21 protein-coding genes are annotated in these 16,930 nt (G+C 73.5%); 9 read left to right on the forward strand and 12 right to left on the reverse strand.

Features of this window, described 5'->3' with window-relative positions:
* Window positions 1-1,033, forward strand: a 1,033-nt coding sequence (locus tag K6U79_00005) for an AI-2E family transporter (protein ID MCL6520747.1), incomplete at its 5' end; no start/stop codon positions are given.
* On the opposite strand, the gene K6U79_00010 is transcribed toward K6U79_00005, so the two are convergent.
* The 6 genes from K6U79_00010 to fabL all read right to left on the reverse strand — a co-directional run bounded on the left by K6U79_00010 (window position 1,030) and on the right by fabL (window position 6,866).
* Window positions 1,030-1,494, reverse strand: coding sequence for an SUF system NifU family Fe-S cluster assembly protein (locus K6U79_00010; GenBank protein MCL6520748.1), 465 nt, complete (start codon window positions 1,492-1,494; stop codon window positions 1,030-1,032). The genes K6U79_00005 and K6U79_00010 overlap by 4 nt on opposite strands.
* A complete protein-coding gene (locus tag K6U79_00015; GenBank protein ID MCL6520749.1) occupies window positions 1,478-2,716 on the reverse strand; it encodes a cysteine desulfurase in 1,239 nt (412 codons plus the stop codon). Before K6U79_00015 ends, K6U79_00010 begins: the two co-directional genes overlap by 17 nt.
* Window positions 2,717-2,724: 8 nt before the next feature.
* Window positions 2,725-4,056, reverse strand: coding sequence for a SufD family Fe-S cluster assembly protein (locus K6U79_00020; protein ID MCL6520750.1), 1,332 nt, complete (start codon window positions 4,054-4,056; stop codon window positions 2,725-2,727).
* On the reverse strand, window positions 4,053-4,850 hold the full coding sequence (gene sufC / locus K6U79_00025) for a Fe-S cluster assembly ATPase SufC (GenBank protein ID MCL6520751.1): 798 nt from the start codon (window positions 4,848-4,850) through the stop codon (window positions 4,053-4,055). The genes K6U79_00020 and sufC overlap by 4 nt, the downstream gene beginning before the upstream one ends.
* A 120-nt stretch (window positions 4,851-4,970) precedes the next feature.
* Window positions 4,971-6,074, reverse strand: a complete 1,104-nt coding sequence (locus K6U79_00030) for a Xaa-Pro peptidase family protein (GenBank protein ID MCL6520752.1) — start codon at window positions 6,072-6,074, stop codon at window positions 4,971-4,973.
* A gap of 18 nt (window positions 6,075-6,092) precedes the next feature.
* A complete protein-coding gene (fabL, locus tag K6U79_00035) occupies window positions 6,093-6,866 on the reverse strand; it encodes an enoyl-[acyl-carrier-protein] reductase FabL (GenBank protein MCL6520753.1) in 774 nt (257 codons plus the stop codon).
* A 193-nt stretch (window positions 6,867-7,059) separates the two neighbouring features.
* Between fabL and K6U79_00040 the strand changes: the two genes are divergently transcribed.
* Window positions 7,060-7,842, forward strand: a complete 783-nt coding sequence (locus tag K6U79_00040) for an SDR family oxidoreductase (GenBank protein ID MCL6520754.1) — start codon at window positions 7,060-7,062, stop codon at window positions 7,840-7,842.
* A 7-nt stretch (window positions 7,843-7,849) separates the two neighbouring features.
* On the opposite strand, the gene K6U79_00045 is transcribed toward K6U79_00040, so the two are convergent.
* Both K6U79_00045 and folE read right to left on the reverse strand, forming a co-directional pair.
* Entirely contained in the window at window positions 7,850-8,131 is a 282-nt protein-coding gene (locus K6U79_00045) for a hypothetical protein (protein ID MCL6520755.1), read from the reverse strand.
* A gap of 17 nt (window positions 8,132-8,148) precedes the next feature.
* A complete protein-coding gene (gene folE / locus K6U79_00050; GenBank protein ID MCL6520756.1) occupies window positions 8,149-8,724 on the reverse strand; it encodes a GTP cyclohydrolase I FolE in 576 nt (191 codons plus the stop codon).
* Between the two features lie 87 nt (window positions 8,725-8,811).
* On the opposite strand from folE, the gene K6U79_00055 reads away from it, so the two are divergent.
* The 6 genes from K6U79_00055 to K6U79_00080 all read left to right on the forward strand — a co-directional run bounded on the left by K6U79_00055 (window position 8,812) and on the right by K6U79_00080 (window position 12,823).
* Window positions 8,812-9,255, forward strand: a complete 444-nt coding sequence (locus K6U79_00055) for a MaoC family dehydratase N-terminal domain-containing protein (protein MCL6520757.1) — start codon at window positions 8,812-8,814, stop codon at window positions 9,253-9,255.
* On the forward strand, window positions 9,252-9,686 hold the full coding sequence (locus K6U79_00060) for a MaoC family dehydratase N-terminal domain-containing protein (protein MCL6520758.1): 435 nt from the start codon (window positions 9,252-9,254) through the stop codon (window positions 9,684-9,686). Before K6U79_00055 ends, K6U79_00060 begins: the two co-directional genes overlap by 4 nt.
* A gap of 83 nt (window positions 9,687-9,769) precedes the next feature.
* Window positions 9,770-10,258 (forward strand): transcriptional repressor, encoded by a 489-nt coding sequence (locus K6U79_00065; GenBank protein ID MCL6520759.1) that lies wholly within the window; start codon window positions 9,770-9,772, stop codon window positions 10,256-10,258.
* Between the two features lie 25 nt (window positions 10,259-10,283).
* Window positions 10,284-10,709, forward strand: coding sequence for a rubrerythrin family protein (locus K6U79_00070; protein MCL6520760.1), 426 nt, complete (start codon window positions 10,284-10,286; stop codon window positions 10,707-10,709).
* 94 nt (window positions 10,710-10,803) lie between these two features.
* On the forward strand, window positions 10,804-12,177 hold the full coding sequence (locus tag K6U79_00075) for a 4Fe-4S dicluster domain-containing protein (protein MCL6520761.1): 1,374 nt from the start codon (window positions 10,804-10,806) through the stop codon (window positions 12,175-12,177).
* Window positions 12,178-12,226: 49 nt separating this feature from the next.
* Complete coding sequence (locus tag K6U79_00080) at window positions 12,227-12,823, forward strand: DUF3501 family protein (GenBank protein ID MCL6520762.1); 597 nt, start codon at window positions 12,227-12,229, stop codon at window positions 12,821-12,823.
* Window positions 12,824-12,851: 28 nt separating this feature from the next.
* On the opposite strand, the gene K6U79_00085 is transcribed toward K6U79_00080, so the two are convergent.
* Window positions 12,852-13,802 (reverse strand): ornithine cyclodeaminase family protein, encoded by a 951-nt coding sequence (locus K6U79_00085; GenBank protein ID MCL6520763.1) that lies wholly within the window; start codon window positions 13,800-13,802, stop codon window positions 12,852-12,854.
* A 279-nt stretch (window positions 13,803-14,081) separates the two neighbouring features.
* Between K6U79_00085 and K6U79_00090 the strand changes: the two genes are divergently transcribed.
* Complete coding sequence (locus K6U79_00090) at window positions 14,082-14,666, forward strand: Fe-Mn family superoxide dismutase (GenBank protein MCL6520764.1); 585 nt, start codon at window positions 14,082-14,084, stop codon at window positions 14,664-14,666.
* 46 nt (window positions 14,667-14,712) lie between these two features.
* Here the strand turns inward: K6U79_00090 and K6U79_00095 are convergent, their stop codons facing one another.
* Genes K6U79_00095 through K6U79_00105 form a run of 3 tightly spaced genes read right to left on the reverse strand, consistent with a single transcriptional unit; the run spans window position 14,713 to window position 16,837 of the window.
* Window positions 14,713-15,207 carry an NUDIX domain-containing protein gene (locus tag K6U79_00095; protein ID MCL6520765.1) on the reverse strand — a complete coding sequence of 165 codons (495 nt, stop codon included), beginning with the start codon at window positions 15,205-15,207 and terminating at the stop codon, window positions 14,713-14,715.
* Between the two features lie 3 nt (window positions 15,208-15,210).
* Entirely contained in the window at window positions 15,211-16,680 is a 1,470-nt protein-coding gene (locus K6U79_00100) for a hypothetical protein (GenBank protein ID MCL6520766.1), read from the reverse strand.
* The gene (locus K6U79_00105) at window positions 16,658-16,837 is read right to left on the reverse strand and encodes an alpha/beta-type small acid-soluble spore protein (protein ID MCL6520767.1); all 180 of its coding nucleotides are present in this window, start codon (window positions 16,835-16,837) and stop codon (window positions 16,658-16,660) included. The genes K6U79_00100 and K6U79_00105 overlap by 23 nt, the downstream gene beginning before the upstream one ends.
* Window positions 16,838-16,930: the final 93 nt, after the last annotated feature.

Consider the following 16,930-nt stretch of genomic DNA (forward strand, 5'->3'; position numbering starts at 1 on the left):
CGGCGGCGGCCTCTCGCTCCTCTCCGGGCCGCTGATCCGCCAGCTGACCCAGCTGGTGGAGGCTCTGCCCGGCTGGGTGGCGCGGGCGCAGCGCGAGCTCCCCCAGTGGCTCGACTTCCTGGCGCGCCAGGGGATCGTCATCGACGCGCGCACCCTGCAGGGCGAGCTGCTCAGCCGCCTGCAGAGCAGCGCCTCGGCCATCCTCTCGGCCACCGGCGCCGTGGCCAGCGCGATCAGCTCCGCCGTGGCCAACATCGTCCTGACGCTGGTGCTGATGGTCTACTGGCTGCTTTACGGCGAGCGGATCTGGCAGGGGTTTCTGCTCCGCCTCCCCCGCCGCGGGCAGCCGCTGGCGCGGCTGGTGGCGGCCGAGGCGAGCCGCGCCCTGGGCGGCTACTTCCGGGGGCAGGTGACGCTGGCGCTGATCATCGGGCTCCTGCACGGCGTGGGCGCCTGGGCGCTGGGGCTGCCCTATTCGGCCATCATCGGCGTCCTGGGCGGCCTCTTCGAGCTGGTGCCCATGTTCGGCGCCGTGCTGGGCGCCATCCCTGGCCTCCTGGTGGCGCTCCTCCAGCCGCAGCCCTTCCCCCTGACGCTCTGGGTGGCGCTCTACTTCCTGCTGGTCCAGCAGCTGGAGGGGAACCTGCTGGCGCCGCGCATCACCGGCCACGCCGTAGGCGTCCACCCGCTGACGGCGCTCATCGCCCTGACCGCCGGCTTCGAGGTGGCCGGCCTGCTGGGCGGCCTGGTGGCCGTCCCCCTGGTGGGCATGGTCGCCTCGGTCCTGCGCAACCTGGGCCCCGCCGTGGAGGCGCTGCGCCGCGGCGGCGAACCGACGCCGCCGCTGCCGCCCACGCCCCCGCCCGACGCCGGGGACGGGGAGGGCTCCGCCGGGCGTGGCGGCTCCGCGGGGCCGGGCAGGGCCTCGCCACCGGAGGCCGACGGCAAGGGCCGCATGCCGGTCCCGCCGGCGGAGGCCGAGCCCGAGCTGCCCAGGCGCAGGCCGCTCCGGCCGCGCCCGCCGGGCGCCTAGCGGGGGGCCGCCCGGCCCGCTTCTCCGGCCTCTCCCTGCGCGGCCGCCACCGCCTTCTCCAGCGCGTTCCAGGCCAGCGTGGCACACTTGACGCGCACCGGGAACTGGCGGACCCCCTCCAGGGCGAGCAGGTCGCCGTCCTCGGGCGTCAGCTCGGCCTCGCCGCGGAGCATGGCCTTGAAGCGCCCCGCCAGCGCCAACGCCTCCGCGGCCGGCTTCCCCTTGACGCTCTCGGTCATGATGGAGGCCGAGGCCTGGCTGATGGAGCAGCCCTGCCCCAGGAAGCGGACCTCCGCGATCCGCCCCGCCTCGTCCAGGCGGAGCGAGAGACGGATGGTGTCGCCGCAGCTGGGGTTGCGCAGGTCGACCGCCGGGCCGCCCCCCTCCACCACCCCCCGGTTGCGGGGGTGGGTGTAGTGGTCCAGCAGCACCGCCTTGTACAGCTCATCCAAGGAGGACATGACGGAAGTACTCTCGCGCCTCCTCCAGCGCCTCGGCCAGGATGTCGATCTCCCCCGGCAGCGTGTAGATGTAGAAGCTGGCGCGCGCCGTCGAGGGAACGTCGAGCCAGCGCATCAGCGGCTGGGCGCAGTGGTGGCCCGCCCGCACCGCCACCGCGCGCTGGTCCAGGATCATGGAGAGGTCGTGCGGGTGGACCGAGAGCAGGTTGAAGGTGACCACCCCGGCGTGCTCCTTGGCGGGCGGCCGAGGCCCGTAGATGCGCAGCCCTTCGATCCGCTCCAGGCGCTCATAGGCGTAGAGCGTCAGCTCGCGCTCGTGGGCGGCCACCGCCTCCATGCCCAGCCCCTCCAGGTACTCCACCGCCGCCTCCAGCCCGATGGCGCCGGCCACGTTGGGGGTGCCCGCCTCGAACTTCCAGGGCAGCTCGTTCCAGGTGGAGTGATCGGGGTAGACCTCGCCGATCATCTCGCCCCCGCCAAAGAGCGGCTCGGTCGCCTCCAGGATCTCCGGCCGCGCCCAGAGCGCGCCGATGCCCATGGGGCCGAGCATCTTGTGGCCCGAGAAGGCGAGGAAGTCGCAGCCCAGCGCGCCCACGTCCACCGGCATGTGCGGGACGCTCTGCGCGCCGTCCACCAGCACCAGCGCCCCGGCCCGGTGCGCCTCGGCGCAGATGGCGTCCACGGGGTTGACCGTCCCCAGCACGTTGGAGACGTGCGTCACCGCCACCAGCCGCGTCCTCCGCCCCAGCTTCTGCCGGAAGTCGGCCCAGTCCAGCTCGCCGTCGGGTGTCAGGCGGACCCAGACCAGCGAGGCACCGCGCTCCCGGGCGACCAGCTGCCAGGGGACGATGTTGGAGTGGTGCTCCATCTCGGTCAGGAGGATCTCGTCGCCCGGGCGCAGGTTCTGCCGGGCCCACCCCTGCGCCACCAGGTTGATGGCCTCCGTGGTGTTGCGCACGAAGACCAGCCCGCGCGGGTCGGAGGCGCCCACGAAGCGGGCGACGTGCGCCCGTGCCCGCTCGTAGGCGGCGGTCGCCTCCTCGCCCAGCGTGTGGATGGCCCGGTGGACGTTGGCGTTGAACTCGCGGTAGTAGCGGTCGACGGCGGCCAGGACCGCCTCCGGCTTCTGCGAGGTGGCGGCCGAGTCCAGGTAGACGAGCTCGCGCCCGTTCACCTGGCGCCGCAGGATGGGGAAGTCCCGGCGGATGCGCTGGACGTCCAGCCCCATGCTCATCCCAGCTTCCTGTGGATGGATCGCTCGAAGCTCTCGCGCAGGGCGCCCTCGGGCAGCCGTTCCAGGAGCGGCTGGAAGTAGCCCGAGACCACCAGCCGGCGCGCCTCCTCCGGCGGGATGCCGCGGCTCTCCAGGTAGAAGAGCTGCTCCTCGTCCACCTTGCCCGCCGCGGCGGCGTGGCCCGCCTGGACCTCGTTCTCGTCGATGACCAGGCTGGGGATGGCGTCACCGCGGGCCGCGGGGCTCATCAGGAGCGTCCCCTCGCGCTGGTAGGCGCTGGCCGACTTCGCACCGCGCAGGATATGCGTCAGGCCGCGGAAGATGGAGCGCGCCTCGTCGAAGAGAACCCCCCGGACGGCCATCTCGCTGCTGGTGCGGCGCCCCCGGTGGACCATCTCGCCCGGGAAGTCCAGGTGCTGCCCTCCCCGGCCCAGGAAGGCCAGCGCCGCCCGCGAGACGGCGCCCTCGCCCAGCAGCTCCGAGCGGAAGCCCGAGCGGCTGAGGCGTGCGCCGAACTCGCCCAGGATCCACTCCACCGAGCTGCCGGCGGCCAGTCGCGCCCGCCGCCGCGCGAAGCCGAAGACGCCCTCGCCCAGGAGCTGAAGGCCGACGAAGCGGAGCCGGGCGTGCTCGCCCGCATAGACCTCTACCCCGTGCAGGTGGACGCCCGGCCGCTCCCCCGCCCCGCGGCCGGCCGCCACAACCACCACCGTCGCCTCCGCTTCGGGCTCCAGGACGATGACGCTGTGGGCGACCGCACCCGCCTCGGTGTGCTCGAGCCAGGCAAGGTAGAGCAGGGGCTGCGCCGCTCGGAGGCCACGCGGCACGTGCAGGTAGAAGCCGCCGCTCCAGGCGGCCCGCTCCAGCAAGTCCAGCTTGCTCTCCTCGCTCCACGCCTCGCCGAAGAGACGGGGGCGGAGCTCCTCGCCGCCCTCGGCCACCGCCTCCGCCAGCGGCAGGAAGCGCACCCCCGCGGGCGCCCCGGGACCGGGCGCGGCCTCCACCCTCCCGTCGCGCTCCCGCAGGAGCGCCGCCTCGCCGCGCCCGGCCGCCTCGGCCAGCGGTGCCAGCTCCTCCGGCAGCCCCGCCTCCGCAGGCGTGCCGGCCGGCGGCGCCAGCGGCTCCAGGCCGTCCAGCGAGAGGCCCAGCGCGGCCAGGTTGGTCTCGCGCCAGCCCTCGGCGTTGGCCGCCGGCAGCTCGCTGGCCAGGTAGCGCTCCCAGGCCCGGAGGCGCTCCTCCAGGAGCCACTCCGGCTCGCCCCGCCCGGCCAGGCGGCGTGCGAAGGCCTCGGCGTCGAGGGGCGCCCTCTCCTCGGCGCGAAGGCTCATGCCCGCCCCTCCTCCGCGCCCGCCCCGCCCTCGGCCGCGGGCGTCGCGTACTGCTCCTCGATCCAGCCGTAACCCCGCTCCTCCAGCCGGTCGGCCAGCTCGCGACCGCCCGAGAGGACGATGCGTCCGTCCACCATGACGTGGACCACGTCGGGTTCGATGTAGCGCAGGATGCGCTGGTAGTGGGTGATCAGGAGGATCCCCAGCTGCGGGCCGCGCAGCGCGTTGACCCCCTGCGAGACGATGCGCAGCGCGTCGATGTCCAGGCCCGAGTCGGTCTCGTCCAGGATGGCGATCTTGGGCTCGAGCAGCGCCATCTGCAGGATCTCGTTGCGCTTCTTCTCGCCGCCGGAGAAGCCCTCGTTCAGGTAGCGGTTGGCGAAGCTGGGGTCCATCTCCAGCTGGCGCATCTTCTCCTGCAGCAGGCGGTAGAACTCCATCACCGTGTAGGGCTTCTCCCGGCGGGCGTTGACCGCCGTGCGCAGGAAGTTGACGTTGGTGACGCCGGGCACCTCGGTGGGATACTGGAAAGCCAGAAAGAGGCCCGCCCGCGCCCGCTGGTCCGGGCGCATGGCGAGCAGGTCCTCGCCGTCCAGGAGCGCCTCGCCGCGGGTCACCCGGTAGGACGGGTGACCGGCCAGCGCCTCGGCCAGCGTGCTCTTGCCCGCCCCGTTGGGGCCCATGACGGCGTGTACCTCCCCGCCCCGCACCGTCAGGGTGACGCCCTTCAGGATCGCCTTCTCCTCGACGCTGACGTGCAGGTCGCGGATCTCGAGCGTCGGCAATGGCTCCAACCCCTCGAACCGGAAGTAAATCCGACTGCGTGAGTAGGATTTCACCGGCTAGGATACCACAGCCCGGCCCGCCGGCAAATCCCCGGCCCGATGGCCCTCCGGCGCTCCCGTGCCGACCCTCTAGGGGTCGACGCGGTGCAGTTCGCGCGGCAGACGGCTGAGCACGCGCGCACCCTCGTCGCCCACCTCCACGATCTCCTCCAACCGGATCCCCCAGCGACCGGGCAGGTAGACGCCCGGCTCCACCGAGAAGAACATGCCCGGCTCCAGGCGGGTCCGGCTCTGGCGGTGGATCCAGGGCGCCTCGTGGGTGGCCAGGCCGATGCCGTGCCCCAGCCGGTGGGTGAAGTAGGGCCCGTAGCCCGCCTCCTCGATGACGCGGCGGGCGGCCAGATCGACCTCGGCCGCCACCGCCCCCGGCCGGATGGCGGCCAACGCCGCCTGCACCGCCGCCTCGACGACGGCGTGGACGCGGAGCACTTCGGGCTCCGGCTCGCCCAGGACGGCCACCCGCGTCAAGTCGGAGCAGTAGCCGTCCAGCGTGGCGCCGATGTCCATCACCACCGGCTCGCCGGGCGCCACGGGGCGGGAAGAGGTGTGGTGGTGCGGAAGCGCGCCGTTGGGCCCGGCGGCCACCAGGGCGAAGTCGACGCGCTCGGCGCCGCCTTCCTGGAAGGCGCGCAGGATGGCGGCCGCCACCTGACGCTCGCTCGCCCCGGGTCGGAGCGCCGCCCAGCCCGCCTCCATGGCCGCGTCGGCCAGGGAGGCCGAGCGCCTGAGGCGCCCGGCCTCCTCCGCGTCCTTCACCGCCCGGAAGGGCTCCAGCGCCGGTCCCAGGTCGACGAACTCGCCGCCCAGGCGGCGCAGCACCGGCAGCAGCGTCGCCGCCGGCATGCTCCCGTCCACCGCCACCCGCTTGGTCCGGTGGATGCCCATGCGCCGGAGGAAGTCGCCGACACGGGTGCCGGCGTCCTGCTCGTCGGTCCAGACCTCCCAGGTCAGCCCCCTCTCCCCTGGCTCGCCCAGCGCCTCGCGGAACTGCCGCTCGTTCAGCTGCGGGACGAAGAGCCCCGTCCCGGCGTGGGTGATGGCGAGCAGGCAGGGCCGCTCGTCGATGACGGGCGAGAAGCCGAGGAGATAGCGCATGGTGTCGCCCGGCGCCACCAGCACCGCGTCGGCGCCCAGCCGGCGCAGCGCCTGGCGGCCCGCCTCGAGCCGCAGCACGACCGTTCCCCTCCTTCGTCAGCGCAGCGAGTAGCCGCCGTCCACCACCAGCACCTGGCCGCGGACCATCTCGGCCTCGTCCGAGCAAAGCCAGGCGACCGCGGCCGCGATATCCTCGGGCCGCAGGATCCGGCCCGCCGGCGTCTCGCGCTCCGCCGACTCCAGCAGCTCCTCCCGGTTGGGGAAGTGGCGGATGGCGTCGGTATCGACCACGCTTCCCGAGACGGCGTTGACGGCGATGCCCCAGGGGGCCAGGTCGACCGCCAGGTAGCGGGTCAGCGCCTCCAGCGCCGCCTTGGAGACGCCCACCGCCACATAGAAGGGGATGACCCGGTGCGAGCCCAGGCTGGTGATGTTGACGATCCGCCCGCCGCCGGCCTTCCGCATCAGCGGTGCCGCCGCCTGCGAGCAGAGGAAGGCGCCGCGGGCATTGATGTTCATCGTCCAGTCCCAGCCCTTGGCGTCCAGCTCCATCACCGGGTGGAGCGAGCCGGAGGCGGCGTTGTTGACCAGGATGTCCAGGCGGCCGAAGACCGCCTCCAGCTCCTCGAACATGGCCCGCACCCGCTCGGGCTCGCCCACGTGCGCCTTGACCAGGTGCGCCCGCCGCCCCATGGCCTCCACCTGCCGCGCCGTCTCCTCGGCCGCGGAGCGGTTGCGGAAGAAGTTGATGGCCACGTCGGCACCCTCTGCCGCCAGGCGGAGCGTGATCGCCCGCCCGATGCCGCGCGAACCGCCGGTGACCAGCGCCACCTTGCCTGCAAAACGGCCCTCAGAACGGCCCTCGCCCATGCGTAACCCCCCGCTGGCGGGCCGCCCCGGGAAGGGGCGGCCCGCGGACTCCGTCTCTCTCGATTCCGCGCCCGGCGGCGACTTCCTGGGAGGAGGCCGCCGGTCGGCCCGTGCCGGGCGCCGGGCGCCGCGCGCCGCCCGCGTTGCCCGGAGCGGCCCGCGCCGGCTATCTTGCCGGCGGGGGGATGGCGCCATGGCGGCGAGGGAGCACGGGGGGGCGGCGGCGCGGCGGGTGGCCGTGGTCACCGGCAGCGCCAGCGGCATCGGCGCCTTCGTGGCGCGGGCGCTGGCCGAGGCCGGCTTCGACGTGGGCGTCCACTGGCGGCAGAGCCGCGCGCGCGCCGAGGCGCTGGCCCGCTCCATCGAGGCGCTGGGGCGCCGGGCGCTGGCCGCGCCGGCGGACGTCTCGCGGCGCGAGGAGGTGGAGGCGCTCTTCGACCGGTACCTGGAGTTCTTCGGGCGCGTCGACGTCCTGGTCAACGCCGCCGGCCCCTTCACCTTCGAGGAGCGGCCGCTGACCGCGACCAGCCCCGAGGAGTGGCGGGAGATGATCGACGGCAACCTCTCCAGCGTCTACTGGGCGGTCCGCCGCGTCCTGCCCGGCATGCGCGAGCGGCGCTGGGGACGGATCATCAACTTCGGCATGACCGGCTCGGGCGCGGCCAACTCCTACGTGCGCGCCACCGCCTACGCGGCGGCCAAGAGCGGCCTGGCCTCGCTCACCCGCTCGCTGGCGCGGAGCGAGGCGCCCTACGGCATCACCGTCAACATGCTCTCCCCGGGGCTGATCCGGCCGGCCTGGAAAGAACGGCGCATCGCCGAGGCGCTGGGCGCCCGCGACGAGGCGATCCCCGCCGGCCGCCCGGGGACCGGCGAGGACCTGGCGCGGGTCGTCCTCTTTCTCTGCGAGGAAGCCTCGGACTACCTGACGGGCAACGTCATCGAGGTGACCGGCGGCTGGCAGCCGGGGCCCTAGCCCCCGCCTAGGTGCCCGGGGCGAAGCGCGCGCGCAGCCGGCTGAGCCGCTCCATGGCCTCCTCCTCGGCCTCCCGGGCGCGGTGCGCCCACTCGCCGCCCTCCTCCGCCTTCAGCCGGATGTTGGCGGCCGTGCGCACCTCCATCTCGTCCAGGAAGTCGCCGATCTCCGCGCGCGTGTAGCTCCCCCACTCGCCGCCCGCCACCCGCTCCAGGAACTCCTCCAGGTCGAGCGGCTCTTCCATGGCCAGCTCCGCGTAGAGCTCGTCCAGCGAACGGCGCCCCTCCATGCTCCGCCCCCCTCCGCTCAGCTCCACCCGTCGGCGCGCAGAAGGCGCAGCGCCTCGCCGCGGGTCGCCTCCTGCTCGGCGAAGACACCGCGCACGGCCGAGGTGACGGTCACCGACCCGGGCTTGCGGATGCCCCGCATGGTCATGCAGAGATGCTCCGCCTCCACCACCACCAGGACGCCCTTGGGGTGCAGCTTCCTCTCGATGACCTCCGCCACCTGGGCGGTCAGGCGCTCCTGCAGCTGCGGGCGGCGGGCGGCCGACTCCACCACCCGCGCCAGCTTGGAGATGCCCGTGATCAGCCCTGCGGACGGGATATAGGCCACGTGCGCCCTGCCCCGGAAGGGGAGCAGGTGGTGTTCGCACATCGAGTAGAACGGGATGTCGCGGACGATGACCAGGTCGTCCCGCTCCACGTGGAAGAAGCTGGTCATCTCCTCCGCGGGGTCCCGGCCCACGTCGCTGAAGAGCTCCGCGTAGGCGTCGGCCACGCGGCGGGGGGTCTCCAGGAGTCCCTCGCGCGCGGGATCCTCGCCGATGGCCTCCAGGATCTCGCGCACCGCGCGCTCGATCCGGGCCCGGTCCACCTCCATCGCGACCCCTCCTCACGGGACTCGTACCAGTTTAGGAAGCCGCCCCCGCGGAAGCAAACTGGTATCCTCATCCCGGGGGGTGGTGCTTTGGAAGGCTCTCCCGACGCCGTCGACGCCTCCCTGGTGGGCCGCGAGTCGGCGCCCCGCCGCGTGCGCGTCGATCCCGAGGCGGTCCGCCGCTTCGCCGCGGCGCTGGGCGACCCACGCGGCGAGGAGCCGGGCTGGGTGCCGCCGACCTTCCCTATCGTCTTCGCCCTCCTGCAGGATCCCGTGCCGGGCCTCTCCCTCGACCTGCGCCGAGTCCTGCACGGTGAGCAGTCCTTCACCTACGCGAGGCCGCTCCGCCGCGGAGAGGAGCTGGAGGTGCGCACGCGGGTGGCCGGGGTCCGCCAGCGGCAGGGCTCGCAGGGCGTGCTGCGCTTCGTCGACCTGGAGACCATCGGCCGGGAGCCGGGCGGGGACGAGGTCTTCCGCGCCCTCAGCACCCTGGTGCTGCGCCCGCTGCCGGCGGCGGGGGGAGAGGCCCGGTGAGCGTGGAGTGGGAGAGGCTGGAGGTCGGGCGGGAGCTGCCGCCCGTGGAGGCCGGGCCGGTCAGCCGGAGCCAGCTGGCCGCCTACGCCGAGGCCTCCGGCGATCGCAACCCCATCCACCTGGACGACGAGGTGGCGCGCGCCTACGGCCTGGAAGGCGTCATCATCCACGGCATGCTGGGGATGGGCCTCCTGGGCCGCGCCCTGGGGGAGTGGCTGGGCGGGGCGGGCTGGGTCCGCTCCTTCGAGGTCCGCTTCGCGCGCATGATCCGGCCCGGGGTGCCGTTGACGGCGCGGGGACGGGTGACCGCCCTGCGCGGTGGCCAGGCGGAACTGGAGCTCTGGCTCGATCCCGGCGACGGCAGCCGGCCGACGCGCGGCCGGGCGGTGGTGGAGCTGGAGCGCGCCCGGTCCGCCGGGGGAGCGGCTTGACATCCCCGCGGAGATCCTGTTAGCTAGGGGTTGCTAATCGAAAGTCGCTATTGATTAGCAGCGGGTATTTGGTGGTGTTGACTGTGTGGTCCGAAAGCGTCGTGGAAGCGCTGCGGGAGTCGGGCCGCCGGCTCACGCCCCAGCGGCAGGCCGTGCTGGAGGCGCTGGAGCGGAGCCGCGGGCTGCACCCGGCGGCGCCGCAGGTGGCGGAGATGGTCCGCAGCCGCCAGCCCATGGTCTCCGAGGCGACGGTCTACAAGATCCTCGCCGAGCTGGTGGAGCTGGGGCTCCTCTCCGCCGTCGACCTCCACGACGGCCGGCTCCACTACGACCTGAACACCACCCCCCACGCCCACGCCGTCTGCCGCCGCTGCGGCCGCATCGACGACGTCCCGGTCGCGCACGCCGGGGCCGGGCAGGCGTCGCACCTGCTCGCCGGCCTGCCGCCCCTTCCTGCGGGCTTCCGCCTGGAGGGCGTGGAGCTGGTGCTGCGCGGTCTCTGCGCGGAGTGCGCGGGCTCCGGGGCGGAGCCGGAGGCGGGCGCGGAAGGTGGCGCCGGCGCGGAGCGGTGAAACTCTCCGAGGAGGTGTCCCGAACATGCCCAAGCTGGAGGGCACAAAGACCCTGGAGAACCTGAAGGCCGGCTTCGCCGGCGAGTCGCAGGCCAACCGGCGCTACCTGTACTTCGCGCGCCAGGCGGACATCGAGGGCCATCCGGACGTGGCCGGCCTCTTCCGCGACGTGGCGGAGGGCGAGACGGGCCATGCCTTCGGCCACTTCGACTTCCTCAAGGAGTGGGGCGACCCGGTGACCGGCGTGAAGGTGGGCACCACCGAGGAGAACCTCCACTCGGCCATCGAGGGCGAGACGTACGAGTACACGGAGATGTACCCCGGCTTCGCCCGCACGGCCCGCGAGGAGGGCTTCGACGAGATCGCGGACTGGTTCGAGACCCTGGCCCGGGCGGAGAAGTCGCACGCCAACCGCTTCCAGAAGGGCCTGGAGATGCTGAAGCAGGCCTGAGAGAGCGCCGGGCGGAAGGCGGGGCGGCCCCCGGGCCGCCCCGCCCGGCAGAGCGAGACCGGCGCCCGGCGCCGGTCCGGAGGGAGGCGATGGCGTGGGCGAGGAGACGGCGGCCCGCCTGCCCGGTCCGGGCGAGGCGGCCTTCTGGGAGGCGTCGGCGGTCCGCGCCGAGATGGAGCGGGTCTTCGACATCTGCAACGGCTGCCGCCTCTGCTACAACCTCTGCCCCTCGTTCACCACGCTCCTCGACCGCATCGACGAGAAGGGCGACGGCGACCTGAGCGCCCTCGAGCCGTCCGACTACGACGAGTTCGTCGACCTCTGCTACGAGTGCCACCTCTGCTACCCCAAGTGCCCCTATACGCCGCCCCACCGCTACGCCATCGACGTGCCGCGCATCGTCCTCTGGGCGCGCGCGGTGCGGGCGAAGGAGCAGGGGGTGACGCGGCAGGACCGCTTCCTGGGCGACACCGACCGGCTGGGACGCCTGGGCAGCCGGCTGGCGCCGGTGGTCAACGCGCTCAACCGCAACCCGGCGGTTCGCGGGCTGATGGAGCGCCAGCTGGGCGTCTCGCGCCAGGCGCTGCTGCCGGAGTACCGGCGCCCCTTCCACCTCTGGTGGGAGCGGCACCGCCCGGACGACCCGCCGGAGCGCGGCGGGAGCCGGCCGGTGGCGGAGCCGGGCGAAAACGGCCGCGTCGTCCTCTTCGCCACCTGCACGGTGGAGTACAACGAGCCCGAGACCGGCGTGGCCGCGGTCCAGGTGCTGGAGCACAGCGGCGTGGAGGTGCGCCTCACGCCCCAGCGTTGCTGCGGCATGCCCTTCCTGGACGGCGGCGACGTGGAGAGCGCCAGGCGGAACGCCGAGTACAACGTGGCCCAGCTGGAGCCCTGGGTGCGGCAGGGCTACCGCGTGGTGGCGCCGGGGCCGACCTGCAGCTACACGCTCAAGCAGGAGGTGCCCTGGCTGCTGGGAACGGAGGAGGCGCGGCGCGTGGCCGAGGCCACCTCCGACCTGGGCGAGTACCTGATGGAGCTCCATCGCGAGGGCAAGCTGGCCACCGACTTCCGCAGCTCCCCGGTAAGGGTGGTCTACCACCTGCCCTGTCACCTGAAAGTGCAGAACATCGGGTACAAGTCGCGCGACCTGCTGCGCCTGGCCGGCGCCGAGGTGACCCTGGTGGAGCGCTGCTCGGGCATCGACGGCACCTGGGGGCTGAAGGCGCAGTACCGCGACCTCTCCATGAAGGTGGCACGCCCGCTGCTGCGCCGCGTGGAGGAGGAGCCCGAGGCGGTGGTGGCCGGCGACTGCCCGCTCGCCGGCCTGCGCGTCCGGGAGGGGACGGGCCGCGAGCTGCGCCACCCGGTCCGGCTGCTGGCCGAGGCCTACGGGCTCTCCGGCGGCGAGCCGCCCGCGGGCGGCGGGAGGCCGGGGACGGGCAACCGGGCCGCCGGCGGGGGAGACTGAGGGCGGCAGCAAGGCGGGGAGAAGACGGAGAGGAGGCGAGATCCCTTCGATGCGACCGCTGACCATGGAGGACATCCAGCCCCTGGACGAATACCTCAAGGTGCGCGACGAGCGGCGCCGCGAGGCCATCGCGCTGCGCCGCCGGCGCCGCGTCACCCTGGGCGACCGGCTCTCCCTGGGCTTCGAGAACCGCGAGACGCTGGCCTACCAGATCCAGGAGATGATGCGCGCCGAGCGCATGCGCGACGCGGCCAAGATCCAGGAGGAGATCGACACCTACAACCAGCTGATCCCGGACCGCGACGAGCTGAGCGCCACGCTCTTCATCGAGATCCCCGACCAGTCGCTCATCCGCCAGGAGCTCCACCGCTTCGCCGGCATCGAGGAGACAGTCTACCTCGTGTTGCCCGACGGCCGGCGCGTGCAGGGCGAGCCGGACGAGCACCGCAGCAAGGAGCGGCGCGGGGAGGAGACCACGGCCAGTGTCCACTACCTGCGTTTCCACCTGGGCGAGGAGGGCACGCGCGCCTTCCTGGAGGGGAAGGGGCGGGTAGCGGTGGAGATCGATCACCCCAACTACCGCGAACGGGCGGTGCTGGACGGCGAGACGTGGGAGTCGCTGGCCGGCGACCTGCGCCAGCCCTGAGCTGCGGGCCGGGGATGCGCCGGCCTCCTCAGTCCAGGCGCCGGCCCGCGCCCAGCGCCGTCGCCTTGCGGTAGACGCGGGCGGCCGTGGCCACGTCCTCCAGGCCCAGCCCCAGCGACTCGAAGAGGGTGACGGCCTCGGCGGAAGGGCGCCCGCTGGCCCGCCCGGCCAGGATGTCGGCCAGCTCGACGACGCGCTTCCAGCCGTCGCCGTCGGGGCCGAAGGCGCGCAGGAAGTCGCCGGCCTCGCGGCGGGCCTGTTCCAGGTCGTCGACGGCCACCACGGCCGCGCGCTCCAGCGCCTCCGCGTCCACCTCCGCGTGGTCCGCCCGGTTGGAGCCGACGGCGTTGACGTGGGCGCCCGGCTTCAGCCAGCGGCCCAGGAGCACGGGATCGACGGCGGTGGTGGCGGTGACCACCACGTCGGCTCCGCGGACGGCAGCCTCGGCGCTCTCCTCGGCCACCGCCTCGACGCCGTGACGCTCGCGCACCTCCGCCGCCATCCGCTCCCGCCGGTCGGCGCTGGGCGAGTAGATGCGCACCATGCGGATGGGGCGGACGGCGAGGACGGCCTCGACCTGGGAGCGCGCCTGCCAGCCCGCGCCCAGCACGGCCAGCTGGTCGGCCTCGGGGCGGGCCATGAGGCGGGTGGCCAGGCCCGAGGCGGCGCCGGTGCGCATCTGCCCGAGCCGGTCGGCCTCGAGGACGGCCAGGAGCTCGGCGCTCCGCGCGTCGAAGAGCAGGACGACGAACTGGCTGCCGCCGCCGCCGCTGGCGTAGGCCTTGAGGCCCATGACGCCGCCGTCCGGAAGGGAGGCGGGCATGACGCTGAGCACGGTGCCGTCGCCGCGCAGGCGCTCGCGGCTGCGGTGGTCCGCCCGCCGCTCCGCCTTGGCGCGGAAGGCCTCTTCCACCGCCTGGAGGGCGTCCTCCATGGTGAGGATCTCCGTCACCTCGCGCTCGGTGAGGTAGATGGCCACGCCCACCGCCTCCTCCGGGAAGGGAAGTTGGCGCTCAGCGGGGTGCTTCCTGCCGCGACAAGGATTCGTCCCAGCCGACGACTCTTGCGCCCCGCGGCCGCGGGGCGGGCGGCGCCGGTTTGCAGGTGGCTGGGAGGAAGGACCATAATGGATTCCGGGCAATCGACGCTTTCCCCTGCGCAATCTGGCGCGGGGGAGGCCGCCAGGTAGAGTGCACAGACCGGTGAGGAGGGATGCGCGTTGCCGCGCAAGTTCAAAGAGCAGCTGAAGCCCCAGGAGCTGGACGGGCTCTCCAAGCAACAGATCGACCAGCACTTCGACGTCCTCTACAAGGGCTACGTCAACAAGACCAACGAGATCGAGGAGAAGATGAAAAGCGTCAACCTGGACGAGGCCAACGCCACCTACAGCCTCGTCCGGGAGCTGAAGAAGGAAGAGGTCTTCGCCACCAACGGTGCCCGCCTTCACGAGGGCTACTTCGGGAACCTGAAGAAGGGCTCGGCGCAGCCCGGCGGCCCCATCCTCCAGCTGATCAGCGAGGACTTCGGCTCCTTCGAGAACTGGCAGAAGGAGTTCATGGCCCTGGGCATGGCGGCCCGCGGCTGGGTGGTGCTCGCCTTCGACTGGGACGACGGCCGGCTGCACAACTACCTGACCGACATCCACTCGGAGGGCGTCTGGGACGCCTCCCCCCTGCTGGTCCTGGACGTCTACGAGCACGCCTACTTCATCGACTACGGCACCGCGCGGAAGGAGTACCTCAACGCCTTCATGCGCAACATCGACTGGGACGTGGTCAACCGGCGGGTCGAGAAGCTGAACGTGATGGCGCACCGCCAGGGGCGCGGCGAAGACTGGCGCTGAACTCCTCCCGGCGATCGCGCGAGGAAGCCCTCCCCCGGGGGCTTCCTCATCTCTTCCGGAGCCACTCCCGCAACGCCTCTCCCGTGCTCTCGAAGGCCAGCTCCGCCCAGGGGATCTCCTCCGGCAGGAAGGCCCGCACCTCCAGCGTCTCCGGTCCCGGCCGCGGCTCGCCCCCGTCCGCCCGCACCCGGCCCGCGTAGACGACGGTGACCACCACCGAATCGCGGTAGGAGTAGACGCCCACCAGCCCCTCCAGGTCGACGCGCAGGCCGATCTCCTCCTCGGTCTCCCGCCGCGCCGCCTCCTCCACCGTCTCCCCGCGCTCGATGTAGCCGCCCGGGAAGACCCAGCGGCCGCGCCCGGGATCGATGGCGCGCCGCAGCAGGTAGATCCGCTCCCCCAGGACGGGGATGGTGCAGGCGCTGACCTTGGGATCGAGGTAGAAGACGTAGCCGCAGGCGTCGCATGCGAGGCGCGCGCGGTCGTCGGGGGGCCGCCGGCGCCAGCGCAGGCGGCGGCCGCAGGCGGGGCAGTAGAGCACCGCTCAGGCCACCTCGGGCGGGGGGAGGAGGCGGATGTAGAGCGCCTCGGCCGTCGGCTGGACGGTTCCGCCGAGCGCCTCCACCTCCAGGCCGGCCATGCGCAGCGCCAGCCCCTCCCGGAAATGGGCCGCCTGGCGGGGCGGCAGCTCCTCCTCGTCGGCGAAGAGGCGGACCCGCCCGTCCAGGTGGATCTCCAGCAGGCCGGCGCGCAGGTCGTGGACCACCGGCCGCCCCTCCACCTCGACGCGCGCCCCGTCGAAGCGGAAGCTGGCCCGCCGGGCGTAGAGCGTCAGGCCGTCGTGGATGCGCTCGCCCTCGGCCGGTGGCGTGGCCGAGAGGAGGCGGAGGCGCGAGACGTCCAGGATGAGGAGCGTGCCGGGGGCGCGCAGCACCCGGTCGACCAGCTCCTCCTTCCTGCGGCGGCGCAGGTCCGCGGCCTCGTGCTCGGCCAGGAGGCGGTGGTCGTAGTCGTAGCGCATCTCCACTTCGCGCAGCAGCGCCTCGTCGCCCTCGCCGCCGTCGAAGGCGACATGCTCTTCCAACAGGTCGTCCAGGCTGGGGCCGCCGCGAAGGAGGCGCCGCGGCCAGCCGGGAGCCAGGCGGTCCAGGATCAGCGCCAGACCCAGGCCGCTGTAGGTGAACCGGCGGCGGAGCGCCCCGCGGCCCAGGTAGTTGATGCGCCGCAGCTCGGCCAGCCGCTCCAGCCGAGCCTCGGCGACGTGCTGGAAGGAGTCCTGCCCCGTCATCTGGCGGAAGGCTTCGGCCGGCTCGTAGCCCTGGAGCACCCGCTCCATGGCCTTCCACTCGACGTAGCCCGCCGGTCCCTCGCGCAGCTCCATGGCCTGCTCGTAGGCAACCAGCTCGTCCTCAAGCCAGGCCCTGCGCTCGCGCCGCACCAGGGCGAAGGCGCGCGCCCAGCGCTCCAGCGGCATGCCCTCCGCGCCCTGGACGGCGTCGGCCAGCAGGAGCCCTTCCAGGTTCCCCAGCGCGTTGTTGGCCGGTTCGTCCACCGGGTAGGGGGCGCCGCCCAGCAGCTGGACGGGGTTGGCGGCGATGCCCAGCCGGCCCGCCCAGGCGTGGAAGGCCTGGTGGATGATGAGAAAGACGAAGGCCTCCAGCTCCCGATTGCCCTCGCCGCTCCATTCGACGGGCAGGAAGACGGTCCGCTGGTTCCGGTAGGGAAGGACGGCCGCGCCTCCGCCCACCCTGGCCGGCACCTGCACGGTGTAGCCGACGGGACCGACCACCCGCCCGTCGCGCAGAAAGACCGGATGGGCGCCGCCGGGCGGGTTGCGATGGCCCACCAGCACGCACTCCCCCGAGGGGGCGTAGAAGCCGACGGCCGACTGGCGTACGCGCCAGCCCGGCCAGAGCGGCTCCCCCGTCTCGTCGATGCGGACCGCCTCCAGCCAGGCGGTCAACGCCCGCTCCTGGCCCGTCTCCAGCTCCTCACGCAGGACTCCCGCTTCCACGCCGCCTCTCCTCGCCCGCCTGCATCTGCCTGAGGCGCCGCGTCATCCAGCCGCCCAGACGGCCGGTCTCCGCGGCGGTCAGGCCGCCCCAGCCGGAGGCGCGCACCCGCTCCTCCAGGCCCAGCTCGCGCGCCACCTCCAGCTTCAACTGCGCCATCGGGCCCTCACCCGCAAAGGGGTCCTTCCGGGGCTTCTCGGCCGCGGCGGCCTTGCGCGCCCCGGTCCGTCGCCGCTCCTGCTTCGCCTTCAC

This window comes from Bacillota bacterium (assembly GCA_023511835.1).
Taxonomy (GTDB): domain Bacteria; phylum Bacillota; class Sulfobacillia; order JAIMAT01; family JAIMAT01; genus JAIMAT01.